This window comes from Bradyrhizobium arachidis, from assembly GCF_024758505.1.
GTDB lineage: Bacteria > Pseudomonadota > Alphaproteobacteria > Rhizobiales > Xanthobacteraceae > Bradyrhizobium > Bradyrhizobium manausense_C.
Genome location: NZ_CP077970.1, coordinates 7,329,068 through 7,353,948 on the forward strand (window position 1 = coordinate 7,329,068; position 24,881 = coordinate 7,353,948).

The 24,881-nt window shown below is 64.6% G+C and carries 24 protein-coding genes; 10 read left to right on the plus strand and 14 right to left on the minus strand.

What is annotated here, in order from left to right; translation table 11 throughout:
- Positions 1 to 5: 5 nt before the first annotated feature.
- The 3 genes from KUF59_RS34145 (at position 6) to KUF59_RS34155 (ending at position 5,132) form a co-directional block, all read left to right on the plus strand.
- A complete protein-coding gene (locus tag KUF59_RS34145) occupies positions 6 to 2,069 on the plus strand; it encodes a hypothetical protein (RefSeq protein WP_258767630.1) in 2,064 nt (687 codons plus the stop codon).
- A 152-nt stretch (positions 2,070 to 2,221) separates the two neighbouring features.
- Complete coding sequence (locus tag KUF59_RS34150) at positions 2,222 to 2,617, plus strand: DUF2946 domain-containing protein (RefSeq protein WP_258767631.1); 396 nt, start codon at positions 2,222 to 2,224, stop codon at positions 2,615 to 2,617.
- A gap of 145 nt (positions 2,618 to 2,762) precedes the next feature.
- Positions 2,763 to 5,132 (plus strand): TonB-dependent receptor, encoded by a 2,370-nt coding sequence (locus KUF59_RS34155; protein WP_258767632.1) that lies wholly within the window; start codon positions 2,763 to 2,765, stop codon positions 5,130 to 5,132.
- Here KUF59_RS34155 and KUF59_RS34160 read toward each other — a convergent pair.
- Together KUF59_RS34160 and KUF59_RS34165 are read right to left on the minus strand one after the other, a co-directional pair.
- Positions 5,129 to 5,644 carry a GNAT family N-acetyltransferase gene (locus tag KUF59_RS34160; protein WP_212458921.1) on the minus strand — a complete coding sequence of 172 codons (516 nt, stop codon included), beginning with the start codon at positions 5,642 to 5,644 and terminating at the stop codon, positions 5,129 to 5,131. The two genes, KUF59_RS34155 and KUF59_RS34160, sit on opposite strands and share 4 nt — an antisense overlap.
- Complete coding sequence (locus KUF59_RS34165; RefSeq protein ID WP_258767633.1) at positions 5,641 to 6,801, minus strand: hypothetical protein; 1,161 nt, start codon at positions 6,799 to 6,801, stop codon at positions 5,641 to 5,643. Before KUF59_RS34165 ends, KUF59_RS34160 begins: the two co-directional genes overlap by 4 nt.
- Before the next feature lie 126 nt (positions 6,802 to 6,927).
- Here KUF59_RS34165 and KUF59_RS34170 point away from each other — a divergent pair, with 126 nt between their 5' ends.
- Together KUF59_RS34170 and KUF59_RS34175 are read left to right on the plus strand one after the other, a co-directional pair.
- Positions 6,928 to 7,683 (plus strand): glycosyltransferase family 2 protein, encoded by a 756-nt coding sequence (locus KUF59_RS34170; RefSeq protein WP_258770065.1) that lies wholly within the window; start codon positions 6,928 to 6,930, stop codon positions 7,681 to 7,683.
- 46 nt (positions 7,684 to 7,729) lie between these two features.
- On the plus strand, positions 7,730 to 8,107 hold the full coding sequence (locus KUF59_RS34175) for a DUF2304 domain-containing protein (protein WP_258767634.1): 378 nt from the start codon (positions 7,730 to 7,732) through the stop codon (positions 8,105 to 8,107).
- Positions 8,108 to 8,147: 40 nt separating this feature from the next.
- Here the strand turns inward: KUF59_RS34175 and KUF59_RS34180 are convergent, their stop codons facing one another.
- On the minus strand, positions 8,148 to 8,639 hold the full coding sequence (locus KUF59_RS34180) for an NUDIX domain-containing protein (protein WP_258767635.1): 492 nt from the start codon (positions 8,637 to 8,639) through the stop codon (positions 8,148 to 8,150).
- A 94-nt stretch (positions 8,640 to 8,733) separates the two neighbouring features.
- Between KUF59_RS34180 and KUF59_RS34185 the strand changes: the two genes are divergently transcribed.
- Entirely contained in the window at positions 8,734 to 9,615 is an 882-nt protein-coding gene (locus KUF59_RS34185; RefSeq protein WP_212458926.1) for a metallophosphoesterase family protein, read from the plus strand.
- On the opposite strand, the gene KUF59_RS34190 is transcribed toward KUF59_RS34185, so the two are convergent.
- The 4 genes from KUF59_RS34190 to KUF59_RS34205 all read right to left on the minus strand — a co-directional run bounded on the left by KUF59_RS34190 (position 9,612) and on the right by KUF59_RS34205 (position 13,022).
- Positions 9,612 to 10,346, minus strand: coding sequence for a glycine-rich domain-containing protein (locus KUF59_RS34190; protein ID WP_212458927.1), 735 nt, complete (start codon positions 10,344 to 10,346; stop codon positions 9,612 to 9,614). The two genes, KUF59_RS34185 and KUF59_RS34190, sit on opposite strands and share 4 nt — an antisense overlap.
- A gap of 24 nt (positions 10,347 to 10,370) precedes the next feature.
- A complete protein-coding gene (locus KUF59_RS34195) occupies positions 10,371 to 10,925 on the minus strand; it encodes a hypothetical protein (protein ID WP_258767636.1) in 555 nt (184 codons plus the stop codon).
- A gap of 195 nt (positions 10,926 to 11,120) precedes the next feature.
- Entirely contained in the window at positions 11,121 to 11,333 is a 213-nt protein-coding gene (locus KUF59_RS34200) for a DUF4170 domain-containing protein (RefSeq protein WP_212458929.1), read from the minus strand.
- A gap of 63 nt (positions 11,334 to 11,396) precedes the next feature.
- Positions 11,397 to 13,022, minus strand: coding sequence for an isocitrate lyase (locus KUF59_RS34205; protein ID WP_258767637.1), 1,626 nt, complete (start codon positions 13,020 to 13,022; stop codon positions 11,397 to 11,399).
- Positions 13,023 to 13,256: 234 nt separating this feature from the next.
- On the opposite strand from KUF59_RS34205, the gene KUF59_RS34210 reads away from it, so the two are divergent.
- Positions 13,257 to 14,702, plus strand: a complete 1,446-nt coding sequence (locus KUF59_RS34210) for a helix-turn-helix domain-containing protein (RefSeq protein WP_258767638.1) — start codon at positions 13,257 to 13,259, stop codon at positions 14,700 to 14,702.
- Between the two features lie 19 nt (positions 14,703 to 14,721).
- Here the strand turns inward: KUF59_RS34210 and KUF59_RS34215 are convergent, their stop codons facing one another.
- Positions 14,722 to 15,015, minus strand: a complete 294-nt coding sequence (locus KUF59_RS34215; RefSeq protein ID WP_212461763.1) for an antibiotic biosynthesis monooxygenase — start codon at positions 15,013 to 15,015, stop codon at positions 14,722 to 14,724.
- 207 nt (positions 15,016 to 15,222) lie between these two features.
- Here KUF59_RS34215 and KUF59_RS34220 point away from each other — a divergent pair, with 207 nt between their 5' ends.
- Entirely contained in the window at positions 15,223 to 15,588 is a 366-nt protein-coding gene (locus KUF59_RS34220; protein ID WP_212461764.1) for a hypothetical protein, read from the plus strand.
- A gap of 66 nt (positions 15,589 to 15,654) precedes the next feature.
- Here the strand turns inward: KUF59_RS34220 and KUF59_RS34225 are convergent, their stop codons facing one another.
- A complete protein-coding gene (locus tag KUF59_RS34225) occupies positions 15,655 to 16,296 on the minus strand; it encodes a tetratricopeptide repeat protein (RefSeq protein WP_212461870.1) in 642 nt (213 codons plus the stop codon).
- 183 nt (positions 16,297 to 16,479) lie between these two features.
- Positions 16,480 to 17,415, minus strand: a complete 936-nt coding sequence (gene htpX / locus KUF59_RS34230; RefSeq protein ID WP_258767639.1) for a zinc metalloprotease HtpX — start codon at positions 17,413 to 17,415, stop codon at positions 16,480 to 16,482.
- 355 nt (positions 17,416 to 17,770) lie between these two features.
- On the opposite strand from htpX, the gene KUF59_RS34235 reads away from it, so the two are divergent.
- Positions 17,771 to 19,027: an HlyD family secretion protein gene (locus tag KUF59_RS34235; protein ID WP_258767640.1), complete on the plus strand. Its 1,257-nt coding sequence runs from the start codon at positions 17,771 to 17,773 to the stop codon at positions 19,025 to 19,027.
- Positions 19,024 to 20,964 carry a glycosyltransferase gene (locus tag KUF59_RS34240; RefSeq protein WP_258767641.1) on the plus strand — a complete coding sequence of 647 codons (1,941 nt, stop codon included), beginning with the start codon at positions 19,024 to 19,026 and terminating at the stop codon, positions 20,962 to 20,964. Before KUF59_RS34235 ends, KUF59_RS34240 begins: the two co-directional genes overlap by 4 nt.
- Positions 20,965 to 20,982: 18 nt before the next feature.
- Here the strand turns inward: KUF59_RS34240 and KUF59_RS34245 are convergent, their stop codons facing one another.
- The 4 genes from KUF59_RS34245 to leuC all read right to left on the minus strand — a co-directional run bounded on the left by KUF59_RS34245 (position 20,983) and on the right by leuC (position 24,880).
- Positions 20,983 to 21,681, minus strand: a complete 699-nt coding sequence (locus KUF59_RS34245) for a hypothetical protein (protein WP_258767642.1) — start codon at positions 21,679 to 21,681, stop codon at positions 20,983 to 20,985.
- 326 nt (positions 21,682 to 22,007) lie between these two features.
- Positions 22,008 to 22,436, minus strand: coding sequence for a universal stress protein (locus tag KUF59_RS34250; protein WP_212461769.1), 429 nt, complete (start codon positions 22,434 to 22,436; stop codon positions 22,008 to 22,010).
- Positions 22,437 to 22,862: 426 nt separating this feature from the next.
- A complete protein-coding gene (gene leuD / locus KUF59_RS34255; protein ID WP_258767643.1) occupies positions 22,863 to 23,486 on the minus strand; it encodes a 3-isopropylmalate dehydratase small subunit in 624 nt (207 codons plus the stop codon).
- Entirely contained in the window at positions 23,483 to 24,880 is a 1,398-nt protein-coding gene (gene leuC / locus KUF59_RS34260) for a 3-isopropylmalate dehydratase large subunit (protein ID WP_258767644.1), read from the minus strand. Before leuC ends, leuD begins: the two co-directional genes overlap by 4 nt.
- Position 24,881 lies beyond the last annotated feature (1 nt).

Here is a 24,881-nt window from a genome sequence, read left to right on the forward strand (position 1 = left end):
GCGATATGAACTACGGCATCGCGTTCACGCCGCTTGTCCCCTCGATCGTGCTGTGGATCGGGCTCGGCGCGATCATCGTCATGGCGGTCATCCTGCTGCTCGCCCGCGCACGCGGCGCAGCCGTCCGCGTCGTCGCGCTGGCGCTGATCCTGCTCGCGCTCGCCAATCCGTCCTTCACCCGCGAGGACCGCGATCCCCTCACCTCGGTCGCCGCTGTTGTCGTCGACAAGAGCCCGAGCCAGAACTTTGGCAACCGCAATCGCGAGGCCGCGCAGGCACAGGAAGCGCTGGTCGACAGCCTGAAGAAGATCAAGGGCCTCGAGGTGCGGGTCGTCGACGCCGGTCAGGCCGACGGCGAGACCGACGGCACAAAGCTGTTCGGCGCGCTCGCCTCCGCACTGTCCGACGTCCCGGTCGATCGCGTCGCCGGCGCGTTCCTGATCACCGACGGCCGGGTGCACGACATTCCCGCGAGCACCGCCGCAGTCGGTTTCCAGGCGCCGGTGCATGCGCTGATCACCGGGCAGAAGAACGAGCGCGACCGCCGCATCGCGATCACCGCCGCGCCGCGCTTCGGCATCGTCGGCCAGAACCAGACCATCACTTATCGCCTCGACGATCAGGGTGTGACCGGCGAGCGCGCCAAGGTCACGATCCGCAGGGACGGCGAGGTCATCAGCGAACGCAACATGTCGAGCGGCCAGACCTCCAGCGTCGAGGTCGACATCAAGCATGCCGGCCCCAACATCGTCGAGATCGAGGCCTCGCCGCTCGAGAGGGAGCTGACGCCGGTGAACAACCGCGCCGTCGTCGCCATCGACGGCGTGCGCGACAAGCTGCGCGTGCTGCTGGTCTCCGGCGAGCCGCATTCCGGCGAGCGCACCTGGCGCAATTTGCTGAAATCCGACGCCAGCGTCGATCTCGTGCACTTCACCATTCTGCGTCCGCCGGAGAAGCAGGACGGCACGCCGATCAACGAATTGTCGCTGATCGCGTTTCCGACCCGCGAGCTGTTCCAGCAGAAGATCAACGAATTCCAGTTGATCATCTTCGACCGCTACGCCCGCCAGGGCGTGCTGCCGATCGCCTATTTCGACAACATCGCGCGCTATGTGCGTTCGGGCGGCGCGGTGCTGGTCTCGGCCGGCCCCGACTACGCGTCGAACACCAGCATCTGGCGTACGCCGCTGGATTCGGTGCTGCCGGCCGAGCCGGTCGGCGTGACCGAAAAGCCGTTCTATGCGCATCTGTCCGACACCGGCAAACGCCATCCCGTCACGCGCGGGCTGGAAGGCTCAGGCAGCGAGCCGCCGCGCTGGAGCCGCTTCTTCCGCACCGTCGATACGCGTAACGCCACCGGTACCCCCGTCATGACCGGCGCCGACAACAAGCCGCTGCTGTTCCTGTCGCGCTTCGGCGAGGGGCGCGTCGCGCTGCTGCTTTCCGACCACATCTGGCTGTGGGCGCGCGGCTATGAAGGCGGTGGCCCGCATCTCGATCTGCTGCGGCGGATGTCGCACTGGCTGATGAAGCAGCCTGATCTGGACGAGGAAGCGCTGCGCTTGCAGGTGCAGGGTAAGGACATCGTGGTGGTGCGCCAGACCATGTCGGACAGCGTGCAGCCGGTGTCGGTGACTTCGCCGTCCGGCGTGACGCATGATTTGACACTGAACGCGGGCGAGCCCGGCGAGTGGCGCGCGAGCCTGCCTGCGAACGAACTCGGCCTGTGGCAGGCGACCGACGGCACGCTGAAGGCGCTCATCAATGTCGGCCCGACCAATCCGAAGGAGTTTTCGGAGGTCACCTCCACCGCCGAGACCTTGAGGCCGCTGACGCAGGCAACCGGCGGCGACGCCGTGCGGGTGGTGGACGGAGCGAGCGTCGACCTGCCGCGCATCGTGCCGGTGCGCTCCTCCAGCGTCTTCCATGGCGACGGCTGGATGGGCGTGAGGCTGCGCGACGCCAGCGTGGTGAAGGGCGTCGGCGTACTGCCGATCTTCGCCGGCCTGATCGGGCTATTGCTGCTGCTCGGTGCATTCGCCGCGACCTGGATGCGCGAGGGGCGCTAAGCTCGCGCCCCGTTGCACGAACAACACATCCGTCACTGACCTCGGTTTGTCCGCCGCGCCGCGGTTGACACCGCTGCGACCTTCCGATGTTATAATGTAACATCGCGTGGGCCGGGGAATTGGGCCCCCGTGATGCTGGGGTGCGTTTCCGCATGAAGTGGTTCAGGTCGAACATCCGGCACGGTGCCCGGCTCGCGCTTTTCGCGCTGCTGGTGCAGTTCGCGCTGTCTTTCGGTCACAGCCACTCGTTCGCGCAGGCCGCACCGCTGCTACAATCCTGGCAGCAGATCGACGGTAGCGTCGCGACAGCTGACGGTGTCGCGGTCCAGAAGCAATCGCCGGCCGTTCCCGACCAAGACCAGTCCGGTGACGACTATTGCGCGATCTGCGCCGTCGTCTCGATGGCGAGCACGATTGTGTTCGCGACGCCGCCTGTCCTGCTGCTGCCTCAGGCCGTCGAATTTCTCTACCTCACCACCGACGCCGAATTCGCGCATCTGAAGTCGGCCGGCGCGTCGTTCCAGCCGCGCGCCCCTCCCCTGTCCTGACCTCCAACGCTTGATCACACCCGGTCCGTCCTGCGTTCGCGCTGGAGCGTCCGGGAGCAGTTGAAGTCGAATTCCGTCGCACCGCGACGGCAGGTCGCCAACCAACAAATCCAACTTTGGTCGGCGCCTGACTGGAATCAGGACAATGACATCCCAACGACGACGCGCGCAGTGTCTGTGCGGAGCAAGCCTGCTCCTGCTCGGCGCCGCGGCCATGCCGGCCATGGCACAGGACAAGCCGGCGCCAACCGAATTACCGGCGGTCGAAGTCACCGCGCCCAGCCCGATCGTCCGGCGGCAAACGGTGCGCGTCCGCACCACGGCGCGCGTCACGCGTGGCGGCACCGCGCGCAACCGCGAGCGTGGGCCGGAGGTCGCGGCCGCGCCAGCGCCGGCCACGCAGCAACAGGGCGTGCTGCCCATCGTCACCAACCAGTTCGCCACCGTCACGGTGGTGCCGAACGAAGAGATCCGCCGCGAGGGCGGCGGACAGCTCGGCGATCTCCTGTTCTCGAAACCCGGCATCACCGGCTCGAGCTTTGCGCCCGGCGCCTCCAGCCGGCCGATCATCCGGGGCCTCGACGTCAACCGCGTCGGCATCGTCGAGAACGGCACCAATTCGAACGGCGCCTCCGATCTCGGCGAAGACCATTTCGTCCCGATCGATACGCTCGCGACCAATCAGGTCGAAGTGGTGCGCGGGCCGGCCGCCTTGCGCTACGGCTCGACCTCGATTGGTGGCGTCGTGAGCGCGACCAACAACCGCATTCCGGACACGCTGCCGACCTGCGCCGCGCCGCCGTTCCAGAGTTTTGGCATGTCCGCGCCACAGGCCACGCCGGGCGCGCCTTGCGTCACAGCCGAGACGCGCACCGCGGTCAGCTCGGTCGATCGCGGCGTCGAGGGCGGCGTGCTGATCGATGCCGGTGCCGGCAATTTCGCACTCCATGCCGACGCCTATGGCCGCAAGACCTCGGACTATGCGATTCCCGCCTATCCGTATCTCGCCGACCAGACCCGGCCGGTGAATGGCCGGCAGCCGAACTCGGCGACACAGTCGGACGGCGGCTCGATCGGCGGCTCCTACTTCTTCCAGGGCGGCTTCATCGGCGCCGCGATCACGCAGAACGACGCGCTCTACCATATCCCCGGCATCGACGGCGCCGATCACAACACGCGCATCGACGGCCACCAGACCAAGGTCAACGTCAAGGGCGAATATCGCCCCGACGCCGCCGCGATCGACACGATTCGCTTCTGGGCGGGCGCCACCAACTACAAGCACAACGAGATTGGCCTCGCCGATCCCGCCGACCCGAGCAGTGACGGCGTGCGGCAGACCTTCACCAACAAGGAGCAGGAGATCCGCACCGAGGTGCAGTTGATGCCATTCAACGCGCGCTTTGCGGAGGTGACGACGGCAATCGGATTTCAGGCAGGCCATCAGGAACTGACGGCGCCAAGCCCCGATGATCCAGGCAGCCCGCTCAACGGATTGTGGGACCCTAACAAGAACAACAGGCTCGCCGGTTACGTCTTCAACGAGCTGAAATTCAGCGAGACCACCAAGGCGCAGATTGCTGGACGCATCGAGCAGGTCAACCTCTCCGGCACAACGCCGGCATTCATACCTCCCGTGTTCGACGTCAACATTGACCCTGCCAGTGTTGGTCCCGCGACGCCGCACAATCTGCACTTCACGCCGAAAAGTGCGAGCATTGGCCTGATCCAGAATCTGCCGTGGGATCTGGTTGCCAGCATTACAGGTCAATACGTCGAACGAGCGCCGAAACCGGCAGAGCTCTTTTCGCGCGGCGCGCATGATGCAACCGCCACCTTCGATATCGGCAATCCCGATCTCGGCATCGAAACGGCAAAATCGATCGAGGTCGGGTTACGGCGCGCGACCGGGCCGTTGCGATTCGAACTCACCGGCTACTACACGAAGTTCAATGGCTTCATATACCGCCGATTGACCGGCAACACATGCGACGATGCGGCTTGTGTAGACATAGCCAATCCGAACCAGCTTGAGCTGAACCAAGCAAGATATTCGCAACGCGATGCGACCTTCCGCGGCGGCGAGTTCCAGTCGCAGCTCGATGTCGGCGCATTCAACGGCGGCATCTGGGGCATCGAGAACCAGCTCGACGTGGTGCGCGCCACCTTCACCGACGGCACCAACGTGCCGCGCATCCCGCCACTCAGGATGGGCGGCGGCCTGTTCTGGCGCGACGACAACTGGCTGATGCGCATCAACCTCCTGCACGCCTTCCCTCAGAACAACATCGCCGCGGTCGCGGAGACGCCGACACCCGGCTACAATCTGTTGAAGGCGGAGGTGAGCTACAAGACCAAGCTCAGTCAAAATTGGTTCGGCGCGCGCGAGATGATGGTCGGCCTCGTCGGCAACAATCTGTTGAACGAGAGCATCCGCAACTCGGTGTCCTATACCAAGGACGAGGTGCTGATGCCCGGCATCGGCGTCCGCGCGTTCGCCAATTTCAAGTTCTAGCTTCTCGCCTTGCTCCAGTCAGGGCCCACGGGCCCTGACACGCCCTCGAAGGCGCCATCGACGAGTTCGAACACCAGGACGCGGGCGTGATCAACGGGACCCGGCATGATGACACGGCCCTTCGGCACCGGCTTGAAGCCGACGCGGCTGTAATAGGGCTCGTCACCGACCAGCAGCACGATGGCGTGCCCCTTCGCCTTGGCGTCCTTCAGCGCGCGTTCCATCAGCAGCCGGCCGACGCCGCGGCCGCGGAACGGCGGCTCGACCGTCAGCGGCCCGAGCAGCAGCGCCGGCGTCTCGCCGATCAGGATCGGCAATTGCCGCACCGATCCCACCAGCAGCGTGCCGATGCGGGCCGTGAAGGAGAGCTCGAGCACATGGTCGACATGCTCGCGGATCCGGTAGGCGCTGAGCACGAAGCGGCCGGGGCCGAAGGTGCGCTCGTGCAGCCGCTCGATCGCCTGCGCGTCGCCGGCGGCCTCAGGCAGAATCGTAAGTGAGAGATCGCTCATATCGGGACGCGGGATAGCATCTCGGAAGGCTGCGGTCCATCTGCCTGCATGCCCTGCATCTCGCGCGAGAAGATGGTCGCGAACAGCGCTGTCCAGAGGGTCAGCATGACGATCGGGAGCGTGTAATACTGCGTGAACACGGGATGCGTGGCGAAGAACGCCAGGTTCAGCGCAAGATTGCCGGCCACCAGCAGCGCCAATCGCCTCACACAGAATTGGCTGGAAAAGCGCCACAGCAGCGCGGTCCACAAGCAGAGGAGCAGGATCACTGGGAACTGTGTATCCCCGAGATAGGCGCGCAGCACCGCCAGATCGAGACTGGGTGCCTGCGTGTCCTGGCCGCCATAGGCCGACACCAGCGGATGGCCCGAATTGACCATGTTCGCGGCCAGCACCGGCAATATCCCGACCAGGAATCCAAGCCCGAGCGACAGGCCCTGCATGAACGTCTTCTGGTCGCGCCGGACCAGGAACGACACGCCGAAGAACAGGAAGTAACCCGCCGACAGCAGCACGTTGGCTATGCGGAAGCTCGCCGATAGCCCGAGCAGCGCACCGACGAGTGCGAGCATCAGCAGGCGCGGCCTGTCTTCATCGTCGAACAATCTTGCCGTCAATAATCCGGCGAGCGCACAGACCACCATGGTCGGCGCTATCGAGTAGCTCGCCTTTGCCGGGTTGATCATGAAGTAGATCGAGACCGCACCGAACGATGCGGCGAGCGCCAGCGCGCCCGGATGCCGCGCGCGCCACAGGCCGTACAGGGCGAAGCCGGCGATGATCATGTTCGCCAGCGCATAGAGTGGAATGGCCTGAAAGCCTTCCGGAAACAGCGCCAGCACAAAACCGGTCCCTGGCGGTGGCGTCATCACCCATTTGCTGCCGTCTGCGGTCTGGGTGTGGCACGGCGCCTTCGTGCCGTCCTTCCAGTTCTCGAAATTGATGCTGCGCAACTTGCTCGCGAGGTAGCCGTCGTCCTCGCGGGCGAGGCTGGTATCGAGCCCCTGCCAGCCGAAGCGCTGGAACAGATGCGCCTGGCGCAGGTAGCAGATGTCGTCATAGACGCCGCGGCTCTCGGTCCAATGCGAGATCAGCCGGACATTGCTGGTCAGGATCGCGAGGAAGACGATCGAGAAGAGGATCTTGACGGCTTTCATGGAGGTCTCGCCGGCGGCCCGGCAGGGCTTGAAAAGGACTTGAACAGGGCTTGCCGCCTGTACAGGAAAAGCACCGGCAAGTATAGCAATGCAGGGATTTCCGGGGTTGGGGCTGACGTGACTGACATGGAATTGGGTTCGACCGACACGTGCCGAAGCGGTGCCGCCGCACCGCAACGCGGCGTGCCGCGAATCCTGCTGGTCATCCCCTGCTTCAACGAGGAGGCCTCGATCGGCGATCTCCTCGGCGAGATCGCAGCGACCGACCGCCCCTACCACACGCTCGTCGTCGACGACGGCTCGTCGGACGCGACCAGCGCGGTTGCAAGCGCGCGCTCGCCGGTCGCGCGCCTGACACAAAATCTCGGCATCGGCGGTGCCGTGCAGACCGGCATCAAATACGCGTCACGCCAAGACTATGATTTCTGCATCCAGATCGACGGCGACGGGCAGCATGATCCGCGCGAGATCGAGACATTGTTGAACGCCTATGCGCGGGCTCCGACCAACATCACCATCGGTAGCCGCTTCATCGACAATGCCGGCTTCTGCTCGACGCGAATGCGGCGCGCCGGCATCCGGCTGATCGCACGCGCCCTCAACGCACTGTTCACGGGGGGCCGCATCACCGATCCGACCAGCGGCATGCGCCTGCTCGACCGCCGCGCCATCGCGTTCTTCGCGAAGGCATACCCCATGGATTTTCCGGAGCCGATCTCGCTGGCCTGGGCGATGCGCGCAGGCCTCACGGTCGGCGAAATTCCGGTCGAGATGCGCGCGCGCGAAAACGGCGTCAGTTCGATCGACGGATTGAAGTCGGTGAGCTACATGATCCGTGTGCTCGGCTACATCCTGCTCGCGCGGATCGCGAGGCGGTCGTGAGCTCACGAATTCCATCAATGCTGCGCTGAATAGCCGAGGGGGCGTCGTGACAAACATTCTTCCAAGCGTCGAGACGGTCGTCGTCATCTCCGCCTTTGCGTTCATCTACATGCTGGTGCTGCTGCGCAAGACGCTGCAGGGAAAATTCGATCTCTACGATTTCCTGATGCTGTCGATGGTGGCGATCATTCCGGCCGGCTTCGCGCTGTTTCCAAAGCTAGCCTATCTCGTCAGCCATCTCACCGGCGTGGTGTTTCCCTTTGTCGTGATGTTCGGCGCCCTGTTCCTGGTGGTGTTCGCCTTCATGCACAACATCACGGCTCGCCTGCACAGGCTCGAGCGGCAGAACTGGGCGTTGATCCAGGAGCAGAGCCTGCTGACGCTGGAATTGAAGGCGCGAGAGGGCGGCAAGACCGGCGGGTGAAGCGAGTTTATGTGCGGCTGCTTCCACACCGTCATGGCCTCTACCGCCACGTCGCAATCTGCGGCTTGCCGTCGAGAATCTCCGCGATCCGCCGTCGCGTGCCTTGCGTGGTGCCTTCGGGCAGATTCGCGACTGCAAAGAAGCCGCATTCGATGATCTCGCGGTTGGGCTTGGGCAGGCGATCCTGCCTGTAGTGGCGGACGATGTAGACCGCGACATGGTCGCGGCGCGAGACGTGGCTGTTGAGGAAAATGCCGTGCAGGGCGACCTCACCCGTGACGTCGATATCCCCCTCCTCCTTCAGCTCGCGGCGCATCGCTTCATCCATGGTCTCGCCGACGTCAACGCCGCCACCCGGCAGATACCAGCCGCTGACATAGCTGTGCCTGACCAGGAACACGCGGTTATCGGCATCGAGCACGACGGCGCGGACGCCGAGCGTCATGCCGCGGACGAAACGCCAGTAAAAATGGAAGATTCGCCGCAGCAGCGGCTCGTGTTTCCGTCGCAACTGGTCGAGCAGATCTGCCATCAGGCTCCCTTGCGAAGCTCGGTCTTTAAGCTCACTTGCGCCTCGCGTCCGACCTTGCCATTACATCGGGGGAATAGCGAGGCAATCGCATCCGATGACTCCCTTCAAGCTCGCGCACCTGTCCGACCCGCATATTCCCCCGCTGCCAAGGCCGCGGCTGGTCGAGCTCGCGAGCAAACGCGCGCTCGGCTACGTCAACTGGACGCGCAACCGCCACAAATACCAGCGTCGCGAGGTGCTCGACATGCTGGTTGCGGATGTCCATGCCCAGAACCCCGACCACATCGCGGTTACCGGCGACTTCGTCAACCTGGCGCTGGAGGCAGAATTCGCTCCCGCCTTGGCCTGGCTCGAAGGCGTCGGCCCGCCGGATCGCGTCACCGCCATCCCCGGCAATCACGACGCCTATGTCCGCGCCACGCGCCATCGCTTCGGCGAAGTCTTTTCGTCCTATCTCGGCGATGCGCCGGCCGCCACGGCATTCCCTGCCGTACGCCGGCGCGGGCCGGTGGCCTTGATCAGCCTCTCCACCGCCGTGCCGACGCTGCCCCTGATGGCGACGGGTACGCTCGGGCGCGCGCAACTCGCTGATCTCGCGGAGGTGCTGGAGCGGCTTGCTTCCGAGGATTCGTTTCGCGTTCTCCTTGTTCACCATCCCCTGAGCTCGAAATCCCACGTCAAGCGCATGACCGATTCCAAGGCGCTGCTGGCGCTTCTGAAGCGCCACGGCGTCGAGCTGATCCTGCACGGCCACGACCACGTGCATTCGACGATGTGGTTCGACGGCCCCAACGGCCGGATCCCCGCGATCGGCGTGCCGTCGGCCTCCGCGCTTGCGCACGGGCGCTATCCGGCGGCGGCGTACAACCTGTTCTCCATCGAGAAGGACAACAGCGGCTGGCGCTGCGAGCAGACCGTACGCAGCCTCGATAGCGGATCGCAGATCCGGCAGATAAAGCACGTGCGGCTGGCTTAATCCCCGCCACCACCACCGCCGCAGCCTCCGCCGCCACAGCTCCCACCTCCGTCGCCACCGCTGTCCCCGCCATGACCGCCACCGGAATCGCTGCTGCCGGCATCGCCGAAGCCGGCGGATGAACCGTCGATCGAAGAGTCGGAGAAATCACCGCCGCAATGGGCCGCGCCCGATCCGCTGCGACGCAATTCCCGGCAATCGGGATGGTAGACGAAGCCGCCGGCAATGTTGAATTTGCTGTCCAATGCAAACAGCAGCGGCAGCCGTGTCGGACTGACCGGATCGATGTTCTCGTATTTGCAGCAGTACCACCAGACGCGGCGCAGGCCTTCATTGCTCTTGCGATGCTCGCTCAAGACCACCGCGGGCATGTGATGCAGGAAGCCGCCGAAGGCACGACGGCAGAACGCCTGATACTCGCGCGTATAAAGGATGAATTCGTGCCAGAGGTCGTCGGCGACCTGAGACGGCATCGAGACGTAGCGCCTGCCGCCCATGAGATAGGCGAGGAAAAACTGCCGCAAGCCGCGGGACACCAGCGCGCTGTCTTTCCGCGCGAAGCCGGGATGCTTCTTCTCGAGCCGCTCCAGCAGCCCGGGCGGCCAGCGGAAGGTGCGGATGAACTCGGCTCGCCGCAGTTGCAGCCATTTGCCGGCAAGGATGACGATGCCGAACACGGCCGCGGCCAGCAGGACACCCAGGAAGCCCGACGACGCCGATGCCACGAACACGATTGCCCCGCCCTGCCGCCGCCCTCACCAGCTCCGCAAGCTCGCAAACAGCGCGAAGCCGAACAGCGCGACGGCGCCGAGGATGAAGCCGAGCAGAAAGCTCCACACGCGGGAGCGGCGCGGCTTCTCCGCGACGGGCGGTTTCGGCTCGGGCGCGACCACCAGCGCGCGCTCGCGCTCGACCATGCGGCGCGCGACATAGTCGGTCACGGCCTCGACGATCGCGCCAGTGTCGTGCGATTCGGCGAGCACGATGCGGCCGTGGCGGGTGTCCTGGACGAAGCGGTACATCCGCTTGTCGCGGCCCATCATGATGTGCGCGACGACGTCGATCCACAGCCGCGGCGTGTCGCCCTGGCTGATGCCGCGATCAAACAGATCGACTCTGTCCGGCACTTCGGCGAACAGAGGATCGAGCGCGTCGTTGAGGATCTCAAGCCGCGCGACCTCGGCGTCGCGCAGGTCGACCACGACACCGGTGCGGTCGGCGGCCTCGATCCGCGCCTTCAGGAGCGCATCGCGCAGCCGCACCGTGCGCGGCTGGCTGGCATTGGTCCCGGCATTCTGCGGCTCTGACATATTCGGCCCCGTTACTCGACAACAGCCGTTAACCTATCAGCTACCATGATCGCCGCAAAGCGCGTTGAATTCCAGGCACTTACGACGCCGCCGCGGGGTTTTCCCTGTCCCAAAAGCAGACGATCCCACCCGACTCGCGCCGGATGGGACCATCAGTCCTTGGACGTTTCTTGATATTGGCTCGGCCGCAATAGCTCAGGTTGCCGGAGTGCGGTTCGGTTCTTCCACGATCGAGAAGCGGACGCCGGCCTTGTGACGGTTCTCTTCCGAGACCGTGCGCCAGGCATCCTCGGCTTCCTTGCGGGTCTTGAACGGGCCCTGCACCTGGGCCGAGCCTTCCACGAGCTTGTGGAAGTTCATCGAACCAAACTCGCCGCCGATCACCCAGAAATTGCTACCTTTGGTCATTTGTCAGTCTCCTCTAAATGCGTTGACCGCCTGAAGCCGGGTGCTGGTTGCACCCTACTACCGCTAGCCGAACTGGTTCATCGTGTTGTGGGCGCCGCCCGCCTTCAGGGCGGCCTCGCCGGCGAAGTACTCCTTGTGATCGTCGCCGATGTCGGAGCCGGCCATGTTCTGATGCTTGACGCAGGCGATGCCCTGACGGATCTCCGCGCGCTGCACGTTCTTGACGTAGCCGAGCATGCCCTGCTCGCCAAAATATTCCCTGGCGAGGTTGTCGGTCGACAGCGCGGCCGTGTGGTAGGTCGGCAGCGTGATCAGGTGGTGGAAGATGCCGGCGCGCTTGGCCGAATCCGCCTGGAAGGTGCGGATGCGCTCGTCGGCTTCCTTCGCCAGCGGCGTATCGTCGTACTCCGCCTTCATCAGCTCGGCACGGTTGTACTTGGACACGTCCTGGCCGGCTTCCTTCATCGCGTCGTAGACCTGCCAACGGAAGTTGAGCGTCCAGTTGAAGGACGGCGAGTTGTTGTAGGCGAGCTTCGCGTTCGGGATCACCTTGCGGATGCGATCGACCATGCTGGCGATCTGCTCGATATGCGGCTTCTCGGTCTCGATCCACAAGAGGTCCGCGCCGTTCTGCAGCGAGGTGATGCAGTCGAGCACGCAGCGGTCCGCGCCGGTGCCGGGGCGGAACTGGTAGAGGTTGGAGGGCAGCCGCTTCGGACGCATCATCTTGCCGTTCTGGTTGATGATGACGTCGCCGTTCTTGGCATTCGCCGCGGTGACTTCCTCGCAATCCAGGAAGCTGTTGTACTGGTCGCCGAGATCGCCGGGCTTGTGGCTGACGGCGATCTGCTGGGTCAGGCCGGCGCCGAGCGAGTCGGTGCGGGTCACGACGATGCCGTCTTCGACGCCGAGCTCGAGGAAGGCGTGGCGGCAGGCGCGGATCTTTGCCAGGAAGACGTCGTGCGGCACGGTGACCTTGCCGTCCTGGTGACCGCACTGCTTCTCGTCGGAGACCTGGTTCTCGATCTGCAGCGCGCAGGCGCCCGCTTCGATCATCTTCTTGGCGAGCAGATAGGTCGCCTCCGCGTTGCCGAAGCCGGCGTCGATGTCGGCGATGACGGGCACGACGTGGGTCTTGAAGTTGTCGATCTTCGCGATCAGTTCCTTCTCCCTGACCTTGTCGCCTTCCTTGCGGGCGGCATCGAGGCTGCGGAAGATGTCGTTGAGCTCACGGGAATCCGCCTGACGCAGGAAGGTGTAGAGCTCCTCGATCAGGGCCGGCACCGAGGTCTTCTCGTGCATCGACTGGTCGGGCAGCGGGCCGAACTCGGAACGCAGCGCGGCGATCATCCAGCCCGAGAGATAGAGATAGCGGCGATCGGTGGTGCCAAAATGCTTCTTGACCGAGATCAGCTTCTGCTGGGCGATGAAGCCATGCCAGCAGCCGAGCGACTGGGTGTACTTGGTGCTGTCGGCATCATAGGCGGCCATGTCGGCGCGCATCAGCGCCGCGGTGTAGCGGGCGACGTCGAGGCCGGTCTTGAAGCGGTTCTGCAGCCGCATGCGCGCCACGGCCTCGGCGGTCACGCCGTTCCAGGTGGGCTTGTCCTTGAGGAGGGCTTCGGCCGCCTCAATCTCGCTCTGGTAGGACGCTGGTCCCTGGATGATTCCGCGCGGTTGGAAATTCATGTCCTTGATCCCTTCGATGACGACAAATTGGCAGGCGTCGTCAATCTCAACATTTGTGACAGTGCATTGCGAAGTACGTGTCGAGAGCTAAACGCGAAAAAGCTAAATTCGTACAGATGGCTTGTATTCGAATGGTGATGTCATGTAACATAAAAACATGTCACAGATGTTATTTTGTAAAAAATGTAAAATATTGCGTCAGAAGCCCTGTCCTTAGCGCACTGGAAAACCGCCATGCCTGCCGTATCGGGAAAAAAGCTGTTCGTGGGGCCGCGCTTCCGGCGCATCCGCCAGCAACTGGGGCTGTCACAGACCCAGATCGCCGAGGGGCTTGGCATCTCGCCGAGCTACATCAACCTGATCGAGCGCAATCAGCGCCCGGTGACCGCGCAAATCCTGCTGCGGCTCGCCGAGGCCTATGACCTTGACTTGCGGGATCTCGCGACCGCCGACGAGGACCGCTTCTTCGCGGAACTGAACGAGATCTTCTCCGATCCGCTGTTCCGGCAGATCGACGTCCCCAAGCAGGAGCTGCGCGACCTCGCCGAGCTCTGCCCCGGCGTGACTCACGCGATGCAGCGGCTCTATGCGGCCTATGCCGAGGCACGCCAGGGCGAGACGCTGGCGGCGGCACAGATGGCCGACCGCGACGTCGGCACGCTATACGAGGCCAACCCGGTCGAGCGGGTGCGCGAGCTGATCGAGGCCAACCGCAACTATTTTCCGGAGCTCGAGCAGGCCGCCGAAGCCTTGCGCGACGAGTTGAACGTGCCGGCCGAAGAGCTCTACGCGGCGCTCGCCACGCGCCTGCGCGAAAAGCACTCGATCACGACCCGGATCATGCCGGTCGACGTGATGCGCGAGACCTTGCGTCGCTTCGACCGCCACCGCCGCCAGCTCCTGATCTCCGAGCTGGTCGATACGCCCGGCCGCGCCTTCCAGCTCGCCTTCCAGATCGGGCTCGGCGAATGCGCAGGCCACCTGGAGACCATCATCGGCCGCGCGGGCCCGCTCGACGATGCGCCGCGGCGGCTGTTCCGCATCACGCTCGCCAATTATTTTGCCGCCGCCGTGATGATGCCCTATCCGGCGTTCCTCGGCGCGGCCGAGACGCTGAACTACGACATCCACGTGCTGGCGCAGCGCTTCAGCGCCGGCTTCGAGCAGGTCTGCCACCGCCTGACCACGTTGCAGCGACCGAACGCGCGCGGAATCCCGTTCTTCCTGCTGCGCGTCGACAATGCCGGCAACGTCTCCAAGCGCTTCTCCTCCGGCACCTTCCCGTTCTCGAAGTTCGGCGGCACCTGCCCGCTGTGGAACGTGCACTCGACCTTCGACACGCCTGACAGGCTGCTCAAGCAGGTGATCGAGCTGCCCGACGGCACGCGCTATTTCTCGATCGCGCAGATGGTGCGCCGGCCCATCGCGCCGCATCCGCTGCCGCAACCGCGCTTTGCCATCGGCCTCGGCTGCGAGATCCGCCATGCCTCGCGCCTGGTCTATGCCGCAGGCCTCGATCTGGAGAAGGCGGAGGGCACGCCGATCGGCGTCAACTGCCGGCTCTGCGAACGCGAAAATTGCGCCCAGCGCGCCGAGCCGCCAATCACGCGCACGCTGATTCTGGACGAGACAACAAGGCGCGTGAGCTCGTTCGCGTTCTCGAATGCGCGGGAGTTGTGAGGCGATCGCGGCGACGTAATCACACCAGCGTATGCACGATCACCGGGCCTGCCACCGCACGCGCCTCTCCCGCCAAGAGCGGTCCGAGATCCCTCTCGATCCAGGCGATCGCGCGCTTGTTGGCCTCCTCCGCCTGCTCGAACTTGTCGAAGATGGAGATCGCGGTCACCGTGTCGTCGCCGGCATAGACCACGTAGTAGGCGCGAAAACCCTCGACGTCGCTGATGATGGGAACCGCACCTTCCTTGATGCGGCGCGCCAGCTCTTCGGCCGTCCCGCTTTTTGCCTTGGCCTGACGGATGGCGGCATACATGAGACCCTCCTTCCGGTGCATGATGGGCAATGCGCCCTGCGGGCGATCCTACGCTCAGGAGCCCAATCGATCCATGACTGAAAGCGTTGGATAGCCGCGACTTCCGCCTTGCACAGGCCCAATCGTTGCGTTCGTGCGATTGCCAACCCCCATCCGTATCTGCATATTCGCCCGCCTTGATGTGACTGTTACCAAGAGGAAGATGATATGGCGGACGCCGACCTGGATGTCGTGATCCGGCAATTGGCCAGACAACTGCATACCGGGCTGATGGCCCGCGCCAAGGAGCGGCGGGACAAGTTCGCGGGCCTTGCGGCCAAGGCCAAGAGCAAAGACTTGCGGGATCGCTACAAGGAGATGGCCAAGACCACGATGGAGCAGGCCACCGCCGCCGCCAAGCGGTTGCAGATGTCCGCCGACAACGTCGCCGACAGCTACGCGCGATCAATGCGGCTCGCGGCAGCCGAGGCAGCCGCCGCCGTGCAGAAGCCGGAAAAGAAGCAGTCGGTGAAGGAGAAGCCGGCGAAGGAGAAGCCGGCCAAGGCCGCGAAGGCGAAGAAGAAGGCGAAGTAGCCCCATCTCGAAACGTGCGCCTCTTCCCCTCGCCCCGTAAGAACGGGGAGAGGGAGAATTGAGAGTTCAGGGCTGCGGCTCGGCGACGTGGGTCGGCTTTGCGTCTGCGAGGTCAGCCAGCCTGGTCCGCGCCGTGGTATGGGCCCAGCCATCCTTGCCATCCGGAAGCGCCAGCGCGGCCTCGAAATCGGCACGCGCTTCGCCGCTGCGCCCCTGCATCGCAAGCGCAAGACCGCGGTTGACGCGCGGGTCGGCGTCCGACGGCGCGAGCCGGATGGCGGTGTTGTAGCTCAGGATCGCGCGGTCGAGGTCGCCCTTGGCAGCGAGCGCGAGGCCGCGGTTCGCGTAGGGCGCGGCAAGTTTTGGATCGAGCGCGATCGCCTGGTCATAATCGGCGATCGCGGCATCGAGCTCGCCGTTCCGCTGACGCGCAAGCCCGCGGTCGCGAAAAAGCGCCGCGCGGTTGGGATTGAGGCGGATGGCCTGGTCGTAATCGGCAATCGCCGTCTTGGCGTCGCCGTGCCGCATCGCGATCCGGCCGCGCCCCTCATAGGCAAAGGCGATCAGCGAGCCGCGTAGGGGGCTGAAGCCGATCACGGCCGAGCAGACGTCGGGATCGTCGGCATCACCGCAATTGACAACGGTGTGCAACGACAGGCCGACGAGAATGCCGAGAATGATGAGTAATGGCGCGGCTAATCTGGTCATCATCGACCGTCGCCGGCAACGGGCCGGCCACGCATCCCCTTTCAAAACGAACTGGGACCGGTGTTAGCACCGGCGGGGACGATCTTGTGTGCGCCAGCTCACAAAGCCGGCCGCATCTGCGAAAGGCTTCAGATCGTCTGCGCGAAGGTCCCAAAGTTACCTTTCACATTCGAGCGCGTCAGATCAGCCCCACGGCCCGCGCGACGACGAGCGCCCCCAGGGGCTTCCGCTCGGATAATTCTCGTTGGCGCCGACCGACGGCCCAGCCCGCGTGCCGAGCTCGGCTGCGAGCTGCTGGAGCGCGGCGATGCGGTTCTGCGTCGAGGGATGCGTGGCGAACAGATTGTCCACGCCGTGGCCGGACAGCGGATTGATGATGAACATGTGCGCGGTCGCCGGATTGCGCTCGGCATCGAAGTTCGGCACCTGATGCGCGGCGTTCTCGATCTTCACGAGCGCCGAGGCCAGCCACATCGGCTGACCGGCGATGCGCGCGCCGAGATTGTCGGCGGCATATTCGCGGGTGCGGCTGATGGCCATCTGCACCAGCATGGCGCCGATCGGCGCGAGGATCATCATCAGGATCGAACCGACGATGCCGGGACCGCTGTTGCTGTCGCGGTGGCCGGTGAAGAACATGCCGAACTGCGCCAGCATCGAGATCGCGCCGGCGATGGTGGCGGTGATCGTCATCAACAGCGTGTCGTGATTCTTGATGTGCGCGAGCTCGTGCGCGATGACGCCGGCGAGCTCCTCGCGGCTGAGCTGGTGCATCAGACCGGCGGTGACGGCGACCGCGGCATTTTCGGGATTGCGGCCGGTCGCAAACGCGTTGGGCTGCGCCTCGTCCATCAGGAAGACGCGCGGCATCGGCAGTCCAGCACGGCCCGCGAGCTCGGCCACTAGGCCATAGAGCTCCGGCGCGCTGGCACGGTCGACCTCATGGGCGCCGTACATCGAGAGCACCATGCGGTCGGAGTTCCAGTAGGTAAAGAGATTGGTCGCCGCCGCAATCAGCAGCGCGATCATGGCACCGCCGGCGCCGCCAATGAGATAGCCGACGCCCATGAATAGGGCCGTGAGGCCTGCGAGAAGGAGAGCCGTGCGAAAATAGTTCATGGCGACGTTCCGTTGCGGGGAAAAGTGTTCTGCCCCGCGTCTCAGGTAATGATCCGGTTCCGGACGCTTCAAGAGGGACGGCTGCGTCGTGGCGACGCGGCAAACGACGCCGCTAAACCTTACCGCGCATTTGCGCAAAAACCCACGCCGTCGTTTAGCGGATTGGAAAGCGCGGCGTCGGCTATATGCGACCTCGCGGGCACGTCAGGCAGGGTCCGCGCATTAGTCGGTTCCATTGTTACCATTGAGCAAGGTGCTTGCCATGATGGACCGGTCCCGAGCGGCGTCTGTTGGCGATTCATCCTCCTCACCTCGAACGGATCATGCCGCCGACGCGAAGGGCCTGCAGCATGCGTTGCAGGAACGCCTCTTTGCCGACGAAGAACACCCGCAGGAGCAGCCTGCCGCCCACGCCGAGCCCCCCGGCGGGGGCCGTCGCTGGCCGTGGCTGCGGCGCGGCCTGAAGATCGCCGTGGGACTTGCTGTGGTCGCCGTGTTCGGCTGGCTGCCGCTGCGCGCGATGTGGGAGAGTTCCAGCGTCGAAGCGGTGCTGAACTCCCGCCTCGTCACGCTGCGCACGCCGATCGGCGGACGCGTTGCCGCCACCGCCTACACCATCAAGGACCGGGCACAGCTCGACGCCGGCACGGTGGTCCTGCGGGTGGTGAATTCCCGCAGTGACCGGACGCGGCTCGACGACCTCAGGCGGCAAAAGTCGCGGCTGGAGAACGAGCGGCCGAACATCGCCGCCAAGCTCGAGACCGCGCGTGCCGCACAGCAGGACCTCGCCCGGCAAGCGGCGCAGTTCAAGGACGGACGCGTGCTCCAGCTCGAAGCGCGCATCGCCGAGATCCAGACCTCGATCGAGGCGGCATCCGCGCGGCGGGAGGAAGCGAGCGCCGCGGTGGAGCGCGCCTCCTCGCTCGCCAAGACCGGCAACGTGTCCACGGTCGAGCTGGCGCGGCTGACGCGCGAGCTGTCGGTGGCACAGCAGACCGAGCTCGGTGCGCGCAAGCGGCTGGATGCGGCCAAAGTCGAGCTGACCGCGGCGAAGGGCGGCTCGTTCCTCGGCGACAGCTACAACGATCGGCCGAGCTCGGTGCAGCGCGAGGAGGAAATGCGCCAGCGCGCCAAGGACCTCGAGGCCGATCTGGTACGCGTCGACACCGAGATTGCCTGGACCGCCAACGAACTCATCATCGAGGAGGTGCGCTTCACCGATCTCTCCGAGGCCGACATCAGGACGCCGGTGGCGGGACGGATCTGGGAGATGATGACCTCGCCGGGCGAGGACGTGCAATCCGGCCAGCCGCTGCTCAAGGTGCTGGATTGCAGCGGCGCCGTCATCACCGCCAACGTCACCGAGAGCGTCTACAACCGGCTGCAGCTCGGCGACGATGCGACCTTCGAGCCGAATGACGGCGGCAACCCGATTTCCGGCACCGTCGTCAACTTGACTGGTGCTGCCGGCGCGCCCGCCAATCTCGCCATCAATCCCGATACCCTGAGCAAGGAGCCCTTTCGCGTCACTGTGGCGCCACGCGATGCCACCCACTGCATGGTTGGACGGACCGGTCGCGTGGTGTTTGCCCGGCACGAGACCGCGCCATGATGACGGCGCTGGCGCCCGGCTTTCTGGCGCTCGGCCTCTTCCTGGCGGCGGTGCCGCTGCTCAGCCGCAAGAGCACGCCCGCGCGCTCGCTGCTGACCGGGGTGTCGTTCGTACTGCTGCTTCGCTATGTCTATTGGCGCGTGACGAAGACACTGCCTCCCGCCGGGCTGACGGTGGATTTCGTCATCGGCTATGCCTTCATGCTCGCCGAGGCGGCCTCAATGGCCGCCGTCGCGCTGTCGCTCCTGTTCCTCAGCCGCACGATCGATCGCTCCGCCGCGGCCAGGATCGACGGTCGCGCCACCGATCCCGCCGCCCCCCTGATCGACGTCTTCATATGCACCTACAATGAAGACCGTTCGATCCTGGAGCGCACCATCATCGGCGCCACCGGGATGGCCTACGGCAACTATCGCGTCTGGGTGCTCGATGACGGCCGCCGCCTGTGGCTGCGACGTCTCGCGGGCGAGCTCGGCTGCTACTATCTCACGCGACCCGACAATCGCCACGCCAAGGCGGGCAACATCAACCACGCCCTTCGGCATGTCAGCCAATTGCCGGATAGCCCCGCCTTCATCTCGATCCTGGATGCCGATTTCGTGCCGCGACCCGACTTCCTCGCCCGGACCATCAGCCTGATGGACGATCCGTCCGTCGGCGTGGTGCAGACGCCGCAGCACTTCATCAATCCCGATCCGATCCAGACTAACCTCGCCGCGTCAGACGTCTGGCCCGACGAGCAGCGCTTCTTCTTCGACATCCTGATGCCGGCAAAGGATGCCTGGGGCGTCGCCTTCTGCTGCGGCACGTCCTCGCTGATCCGCTACGACGGCTTGATGCAGATCGGAGGCTTTCCGACCGACTCGGTGACGGAGGACTATCTCGTCACCCTCCGGCTCAAGGAGCGCGGGCTCAGGACCATCTATCTCAACGAACGGCTGACCATCGGCCTCGCACCCGAAGGCCTGAAGGAATACATCACCCAGCGTGGCCGCTGGTGTCTCGGCTTCATGCAGATCGTGCGCGGCCGCAGCGGGCCCTTCTCGCGAACGTCAAAGCTTGCGTTCATCGATCGGCTGTCGCTGATCGATGCCTTCATGAGCTGGGCCGCGGTGTATCCGGCCAGAATGCTGGGGCTCGTCGTGCCCTGGCTGTTCCTGCTGTTCGGCGTCAAGGCCGTGCAGGCAAATCTCGGCGAGCTTCTCCTCTACTTCCTGCCGTTCTACGTCTGGCACGGACTGACGATGGCCTGGCTGTCGCGCGGCCGTTCGCTCGCCATGATGACTGATGTCTCGCAGCTCATCGCGGCGCCCGCAGTCCTGAAGGCGGTGACGACGGGCCTCCTGAAGCCGAAGGGCCACGAGTTCAAGGTCACCGCCAAGGGCGGCGAGCGTGACCGCAAATTCGTGGAATGGCCGCTGCTGCGGCTCTATGGCAGTGCGCTGCTCATCACGTTGGCCGCGATCGCCTACGCCTTCATCCTGCATCTGCGCGGCGACAATATCGCCTATGGCGGACTGGCGCTGGCGTGGAGCTTCTACAACGCCTTCATCCTCACCGTCGTCTGCTTCGTCTGCATCGAGCAGCCGCGCAAGCGCAAGGCGGAACGCTTCGTCCGCAACGAGCCTATCCTGCTGCGCCAGGACGGCAGGTCGCATCTCGCACGGCTTGCCGATCTTTCCATCACGGGCGCCCGGCTGATCGATCCGAATCCCCCCGCGATCGGCAGCGCGATCGAATGCAAGATCTACGGCCGGTCGATCGCGGCCGTGGCGGTACGCCGGACACCGGACGGGTTCGCGGTGCGGTTCGAGGAAGGTATGGACACGCGCGTGCACGCAATCAGAGCGTTCTATGCCGGCGAATATGTGCGCGCCTATCGCGGCGTCCGGGCCTTTCCGGTCGGCAAGGCGCTGCTGCTGCGCCTGTTCGGCTAGACTGGAGCGAGCTGCCCATCACGACAGATCCTCCGGATCGCGCGCGGCCTCGAAACGCGTCCACGCGTCCGTTGTACGCACCACCTCGCTCGGAAGGGCTGCCGCGGCGGCAACCTCCTTTGCCAAATGCGTATGTTCCAGCCAGACCAGATACAACATCAACGGCGGCAATTGCTGCCGTGCGGCCAGCATCTCGGCACAGCGCGCCTCGGCGCCATCGGTTGACCACCATCGCTGCGCAACCACGACCACTTTACGAAAGTTGCGCAGAATGCCGGTGATTTTCGCGCGATCGACCTTGGCGATCCCCGCGCAATGATTGAGCCAGTTCAGACCGGCGATGATGGCGATGGCGACGTCGTCGCCGGCCTGACCGGTGAAGTCGATCACCGTCTCGTCATGCGGCTTCAGCCGCAGGAAGCTTTCGATCATCTCGGCCTGGCGCGCCGGCGCGATGAGCAGGCTATCGTCGCGGCCCGGGATCATGGTGAGGTAGCGCAGCGCCTCGAGCCGCGTGTCGCGCCAGATCTCGCGCGCGCCGCCCCCGGCCGTTCCAGGCTCGCGCTTGCAGGCAGGATAGACGATGTCGCCGCGGTCGGCCTTTTCGAGATAGGCCTGCGCGACACGGTCGAGGCTCAGCAACAGCGCCTCGGGGCCGGCGCGTGCGTCGAGCACATCGTCTGGCGGCGGCGTTTTGTGATTGCCGAACAAGGCCATCGGGAACCCCCTGCAACCCAGCCCTCACCCGCAGTCTAGCGCATGATGAGACCAGGATCGCCTGAGGCTTAATGACCCTGCAACAAAAACATCGAAACAACCCCATGCACAGTAGCCGACGACCGTCGGCACGGTTATTCGATTTTTCCGAAAATGACTTGACGCGTCGGGCAAATCGGGGGCATAATGTCATCATCGGAAGACTTGGGATCGAGCTTGGGACTAATAGGGCCCCTGCGCAGGCCATCGAGACCCGCGCCATCCGACCTCTCCTCGCGGATGGCCCCGCAAGCCATTGGTGCTACCGCGTCAATCCTGCTCGTCGGTCACGGACAAACCAGCACGGGGGTTTTCGCCTGCGTCAGCACCTTGTTTGTCACACTGCCGATGAGAAGCATGGAAAGGCCGCTGCGTCCATGCGATGACATCACAATGAGATCGCAGCCCTTGTCCTCGGCTGCTGCGATGATCGCTTGATGCGGTTGCCCGCTCTCGACCTGAATCGTCTCGCAGGGAACACCAGCTCCCTCGGCCTTCTTTGCCAGGCGATCCAACACGCTCGTGGCCTGTTCCTTGCGCAGCTCTGCATACGTTGCGACTGCTTCAAGGAACCGCCCAGACAGTTCGGAAAACGGTTCGACAACAAAGATTACGGAGACCTTGGCTCCAAGGGATTTCGCCAGCGCCAATCCATGCGCCGCCCCACGCTCCGCTATCTCCGACCCATCTGTCGGAATGAGAATATGCCGGTACATGCCTCACCTCCCGATTGCTGGACGTATTGCTGCCGTCTGAATGTCCTGTCTCCGTCAGCTTCCTTTCTGCGCCGGCTGATCTGGTAATTGGGCCATCATGGATGAGTATCCATTTGTCGGCGTGCCCGTTGCGCACGAGGTTCAGGACCGCGTCAGCTTCGCGCTGATGCCCGGTCGAAATCCAGGGCCCATGCTCTCGCACTGACCGAGAACGCATGGCGCGGCCCTCTCGCTAGGGTAGTAAATTATACGACAGCGAAAACTGGAGGCAAGATCAAGCCGGGTTCCATTCTTGCGGTGATGGACGCGCGCTGATCAAGGGAATGTCGGTTTGCGGTCCCGCACGTCGACATCGCCGTCAGGTTGCTGCGATCGACGCGGGCCACAGCCAAAACAACTCAACCGCGCCAGTGCGAGCTGCCTCGCTTACGTCGCGAGCCACGGCCAGGTTTCGGCCAGGCGTCGCTGCGTGGCCTGGATGTCCGCGACATGGCGCGCCGTCAGCGAGAATTCGTCCATCCCGTTGACAATCATCTCCAGGCCCATTTCGTCGGCCCTGAATGACCCGATGGTCGCGCCGCCGATTGCGATGCAACGTTCGACGAGATCGATGAAGATCGCTTGCTGAGGAAAACAATTCAATTTTGCGACGATACGCGCGTGGGTCGCCGTGTCGACGGTCACAGGTAGCAAGTGGTTCTTGTAGGCGTTCTGTTCGAAGATCTCTGCAAAGCTCTTCGCAAGAACGGCACGGAAGCCAAAATCCCGCAGGGACCATACAGCGACTTCACGCGAGGAGCCGCAGCCAAAGTTCTCGCCCGCCAGCAGGATCGGCGCGCCTGCGAATTGCGGATCGTTCAACACGAAATCCGGCTTGGGCCGGCCGGCAGCGTCGAACCGGAATTCATAAAAGAGAATCTCGCGCAAACGATCCCGGCCTCCGCCATTGATCTTCTTGTGAGGGGCCGCGGGGACGAGAGCGTCGGTGTCGACATTGTCCCAAAGGAGCGGAACAGCAATTCCCAAAATGCTGGCGAGCTTCTCCGTCATGCAAGAGTCCTGACATCCGTGATCGCACCGTTGACCGCCGCGGCAGCAACCATCGGCGGGCTCATCAAATGGGTGATCGAACCGGGGCCTTGCCGGTTCTCAAAATTTCGGTTCGAGGTCGAAGCGCAGCGCTTGCCACGGCCCACGACGTCGGGCCCAAGCGCCGCACACAGAGAGCATGCCGACTCGTGCCATTCGAACCCTGCATTGCGGAAGATCCGATCGAGGCCCTCGGCCTCGGCCTGTCGTTTCACGCTGGATGACCCCGGGACCACGAGGGCTCGTACGGTCGCCGCGACCTTGCGCCCGTCGACGATGCGTGCAGCCGCGCGGAGATCGGACAGGCGGGCGTTCGTGCAGGAGCCGATGAAGGCAACATCGATCGGTGTTCCCTGGATGGGCTTGCCCGGCTGAAGGTTGGCGTAGGCGAGCGCGCGTTCCCATCGGGACCGCTGCGACTGATCCCTTGCATCCCTGAGCTCAGGGACGGCGCCATTGACGGGAATCGCATCCTCCGGGCTGGTGCCCCAGGTCACCATCGGCGCGATCGAGCCCGCATCGATGGAATACTCCTTGTCGAAACGTGCGCCGTCGTCGCTTGCAAGACCACGCCACGCGGTCACGGCCGCATCGAACGCCGCGCCCTTCGGCGCGCGCGGTCGTCCTTCCAGGTATGAGAACACGGCATCGTCGGGTGCGATCAAGCCGATCCGGGACCCGAATTCGATCGAGAGATTGCACAGCGTCATCCGCTCCTCGACCGAGAGGGCGCTGATAGCACTGCCGGCGTATTCGACGGCGCAGCCGGTGCCGCCATCCGTCGAGAAGCGGGAAATGATCGCCAGCGCAATGTCCTTGCCGCTGACCCGCGGGTCGAGGACGCCGTTGACGGTCACGCGCAAGGTCTTCGGCCGAGGCAGCCACAGCGCCTGGTAGGCAAGCGCATGCGCGATCTCCGTGCTGCCGATCCCGAAGGCGATCGCGCCCAGCGCGCCGTTGGTGCAGGTGTGGCTGTCGCCGCAAACGGCCGTCATTCCCGGCAGGACGGCGCCCTGCTCGGCCGCAACGACGTGGACGATGCCCTGCGCGGGATCGCCGAGCCCGATCAGCGGAATGCCGCGTTCGGTCACCTCCCGCCTGAACGAACGCACCGTCGGCGCCATGACGGGATAGGTCTCCTCCGTCCTGCCGGGCGCGGTCGCAACGGTGTGGTCGATGACGGCCAGGGTACGCGCGACATTGGCCACCGGAAGGTTGTGCTCACGGAGCGTCTCGAACGCAGGCAGCGACGTCATGTCGTGAAGGAAGACGCGATCGAGCGTCAGCAGGTCTCGTGTCCCATACGTCCTGGCGATATGGGGTTGCCAGACCTTCTCGAACAGCGTCCGCGGCATG

Excerpts from the sequence above, each read along its gene's own strand:
- leuC (WP_258767644.1), bottom strand. The coding sequence starts at position 24,880 with ATGCCGCGGACGCTGTTCGAGAAGGTCTGGCAACCCCATATCGCCAGG.
- KUF59_RS34220 (WP_212461764.1), top strand. The coding sequence starts at position 15,223 with ATGGCGGACGCCGACCTGGATGTCGTGATCCGGCAATTGGCCAGACAA.
- KUF59_RS34170 (WP_258770065.1), top strand. The coding sequence starts at position 6,928 with ATGGAATTGGGTTCGACCGACACGTGCCGAAGCGGTGCCGCCGCACCG.
- leuD (WP_258767643.1), bottom strand. The coding sequence starts at position 23,486 with ATGACGGAGAAGCTCGCCAGCATTTTGGGAATTGCTGTTCCGCTCCTT.
- KUF59_RS34155 (WP_258767632.1), top strand. The coding sequence starts at position 2,763 with ATGACATCCCAACGACGACGCGCGCAGTGTCTGTGCGGAGCAAGCCTG.
- KUF59_RS34200 (WP_212458929.1), bottom strand. The coding sequence starts at position 11,333 with ATGACCAAAGGTAGCAATTTCTGGGTGATCGGCGGCGAGTTTGGTTCG.
- KUF59_RS34245 (WP_258767642.1), bottom strand. The coding sequence starts at position 21,681 with ATGGCCTTGTTCGGCAATCACAAAACGCCGCCGCCAGACGATGTGCTC.
- KUF59_RS34185 (WP_212458926.1), top strand. The coding sequence starts at position 8,734 with ATGACTCCCTTCAAGCTCGCGCACCTGTCCGACCCGCATATTCCCCCG.
- KUF59_RS34180 (WP_258767635.1), bottom strand. The coding sequence starts at position 8,639 with ATGGCAGATCTGCTCGACCAGTTGCGACGGAAACACGAGCCGCTGCTG.
- KUF59_RS34165 (WP_258767633.1), bottom strand. The coding sequence starts at position 6,801 with ATGAAAGCCGTCAAGATCCTCTTCTCGATCGTCTTCCTCGCGATCCTG.
- KUF59_RS34195 (WP_258767636.1), bottom strand. The coding sequence starts at position 10,925 with ATGTCAGAGCCGCAGAATGCCGGGACCAATGCCAGCCAGCCGCGCACG.
- KUF59_RS34150 (WP_258767631.1), top strand. The coding sequence starts at position 2,222 with ATGAAGTGGTTCAGGTCGAACATCCGGCACGGTGCCCGGCTCGCGCTT.
- KUF59_RS34205 (WP_258767637.1), bottom strand. The coding sequence starts at position 13,022 with ATGAATTTCCAACCGCGCGGAATCATCCAGGGACCAGCGTCCTACCAG.
- KUF59_RS34225 (WP_212461870.1), bottom strand. The coding sequence starts at position 16,296 with ATGACCAGATTAGCCGCGCCATTACTCATCATTCTCGGCATTCTCGTC.
- KUF59_RS34250 (WP_212461769.1), bottom strand. The coding sequence starts at position 22,436 with ATGTACCGGCATATTCTCATTCCGACAGATGGGTCGGAGATAGCGGAG.
- KUF59_RS34145 (WP_258767630.1), top strand. The coding sequence starts at position 6 with ATGAACTACGGCATCGCGTTCACGCCGCTTGTCCCCTCGATCGTGCTG.
- KUF59_RS34160 (WP_212458921.1), bottom strand. The coding sequence starts at position 5,644 with ATGAGCGATCTCTCACTTACGATTCTGCCTGAGGCCGCCGGCGACGCG.
- htpX (WP_258767639.1), bottom strand. The coding sequence starts at position 17,415 with ATGAACTATTTTCGCACGGCTCTCCTTCTCGCAGGCCTCACGGCCCTA.
- KUF59_RS34215 (WP_212461763.1), bottom strand. The coding sequence starts at position 15,015 with ATGTATGCCGCCATCCGTCAGGCCAAGGCAAAAAGCGGGACGGCCGAA.
- KUF59_RS34210 (WP_258767638.1), top strand. The coding sequence starts at position 13,257 with ATGCCTGCCGTATCGGGAAAAAAGCTGTTCGTGGGGCCGCGCTTCCGG.
- KUF59_RS34240 (WP_258767641.1), top strand. The coding sequence starts at position 19,024 with ATGATGACGGCGCTGGCGCCCGGCTTTCTGGCGCTCGGCCTCTTCCTG.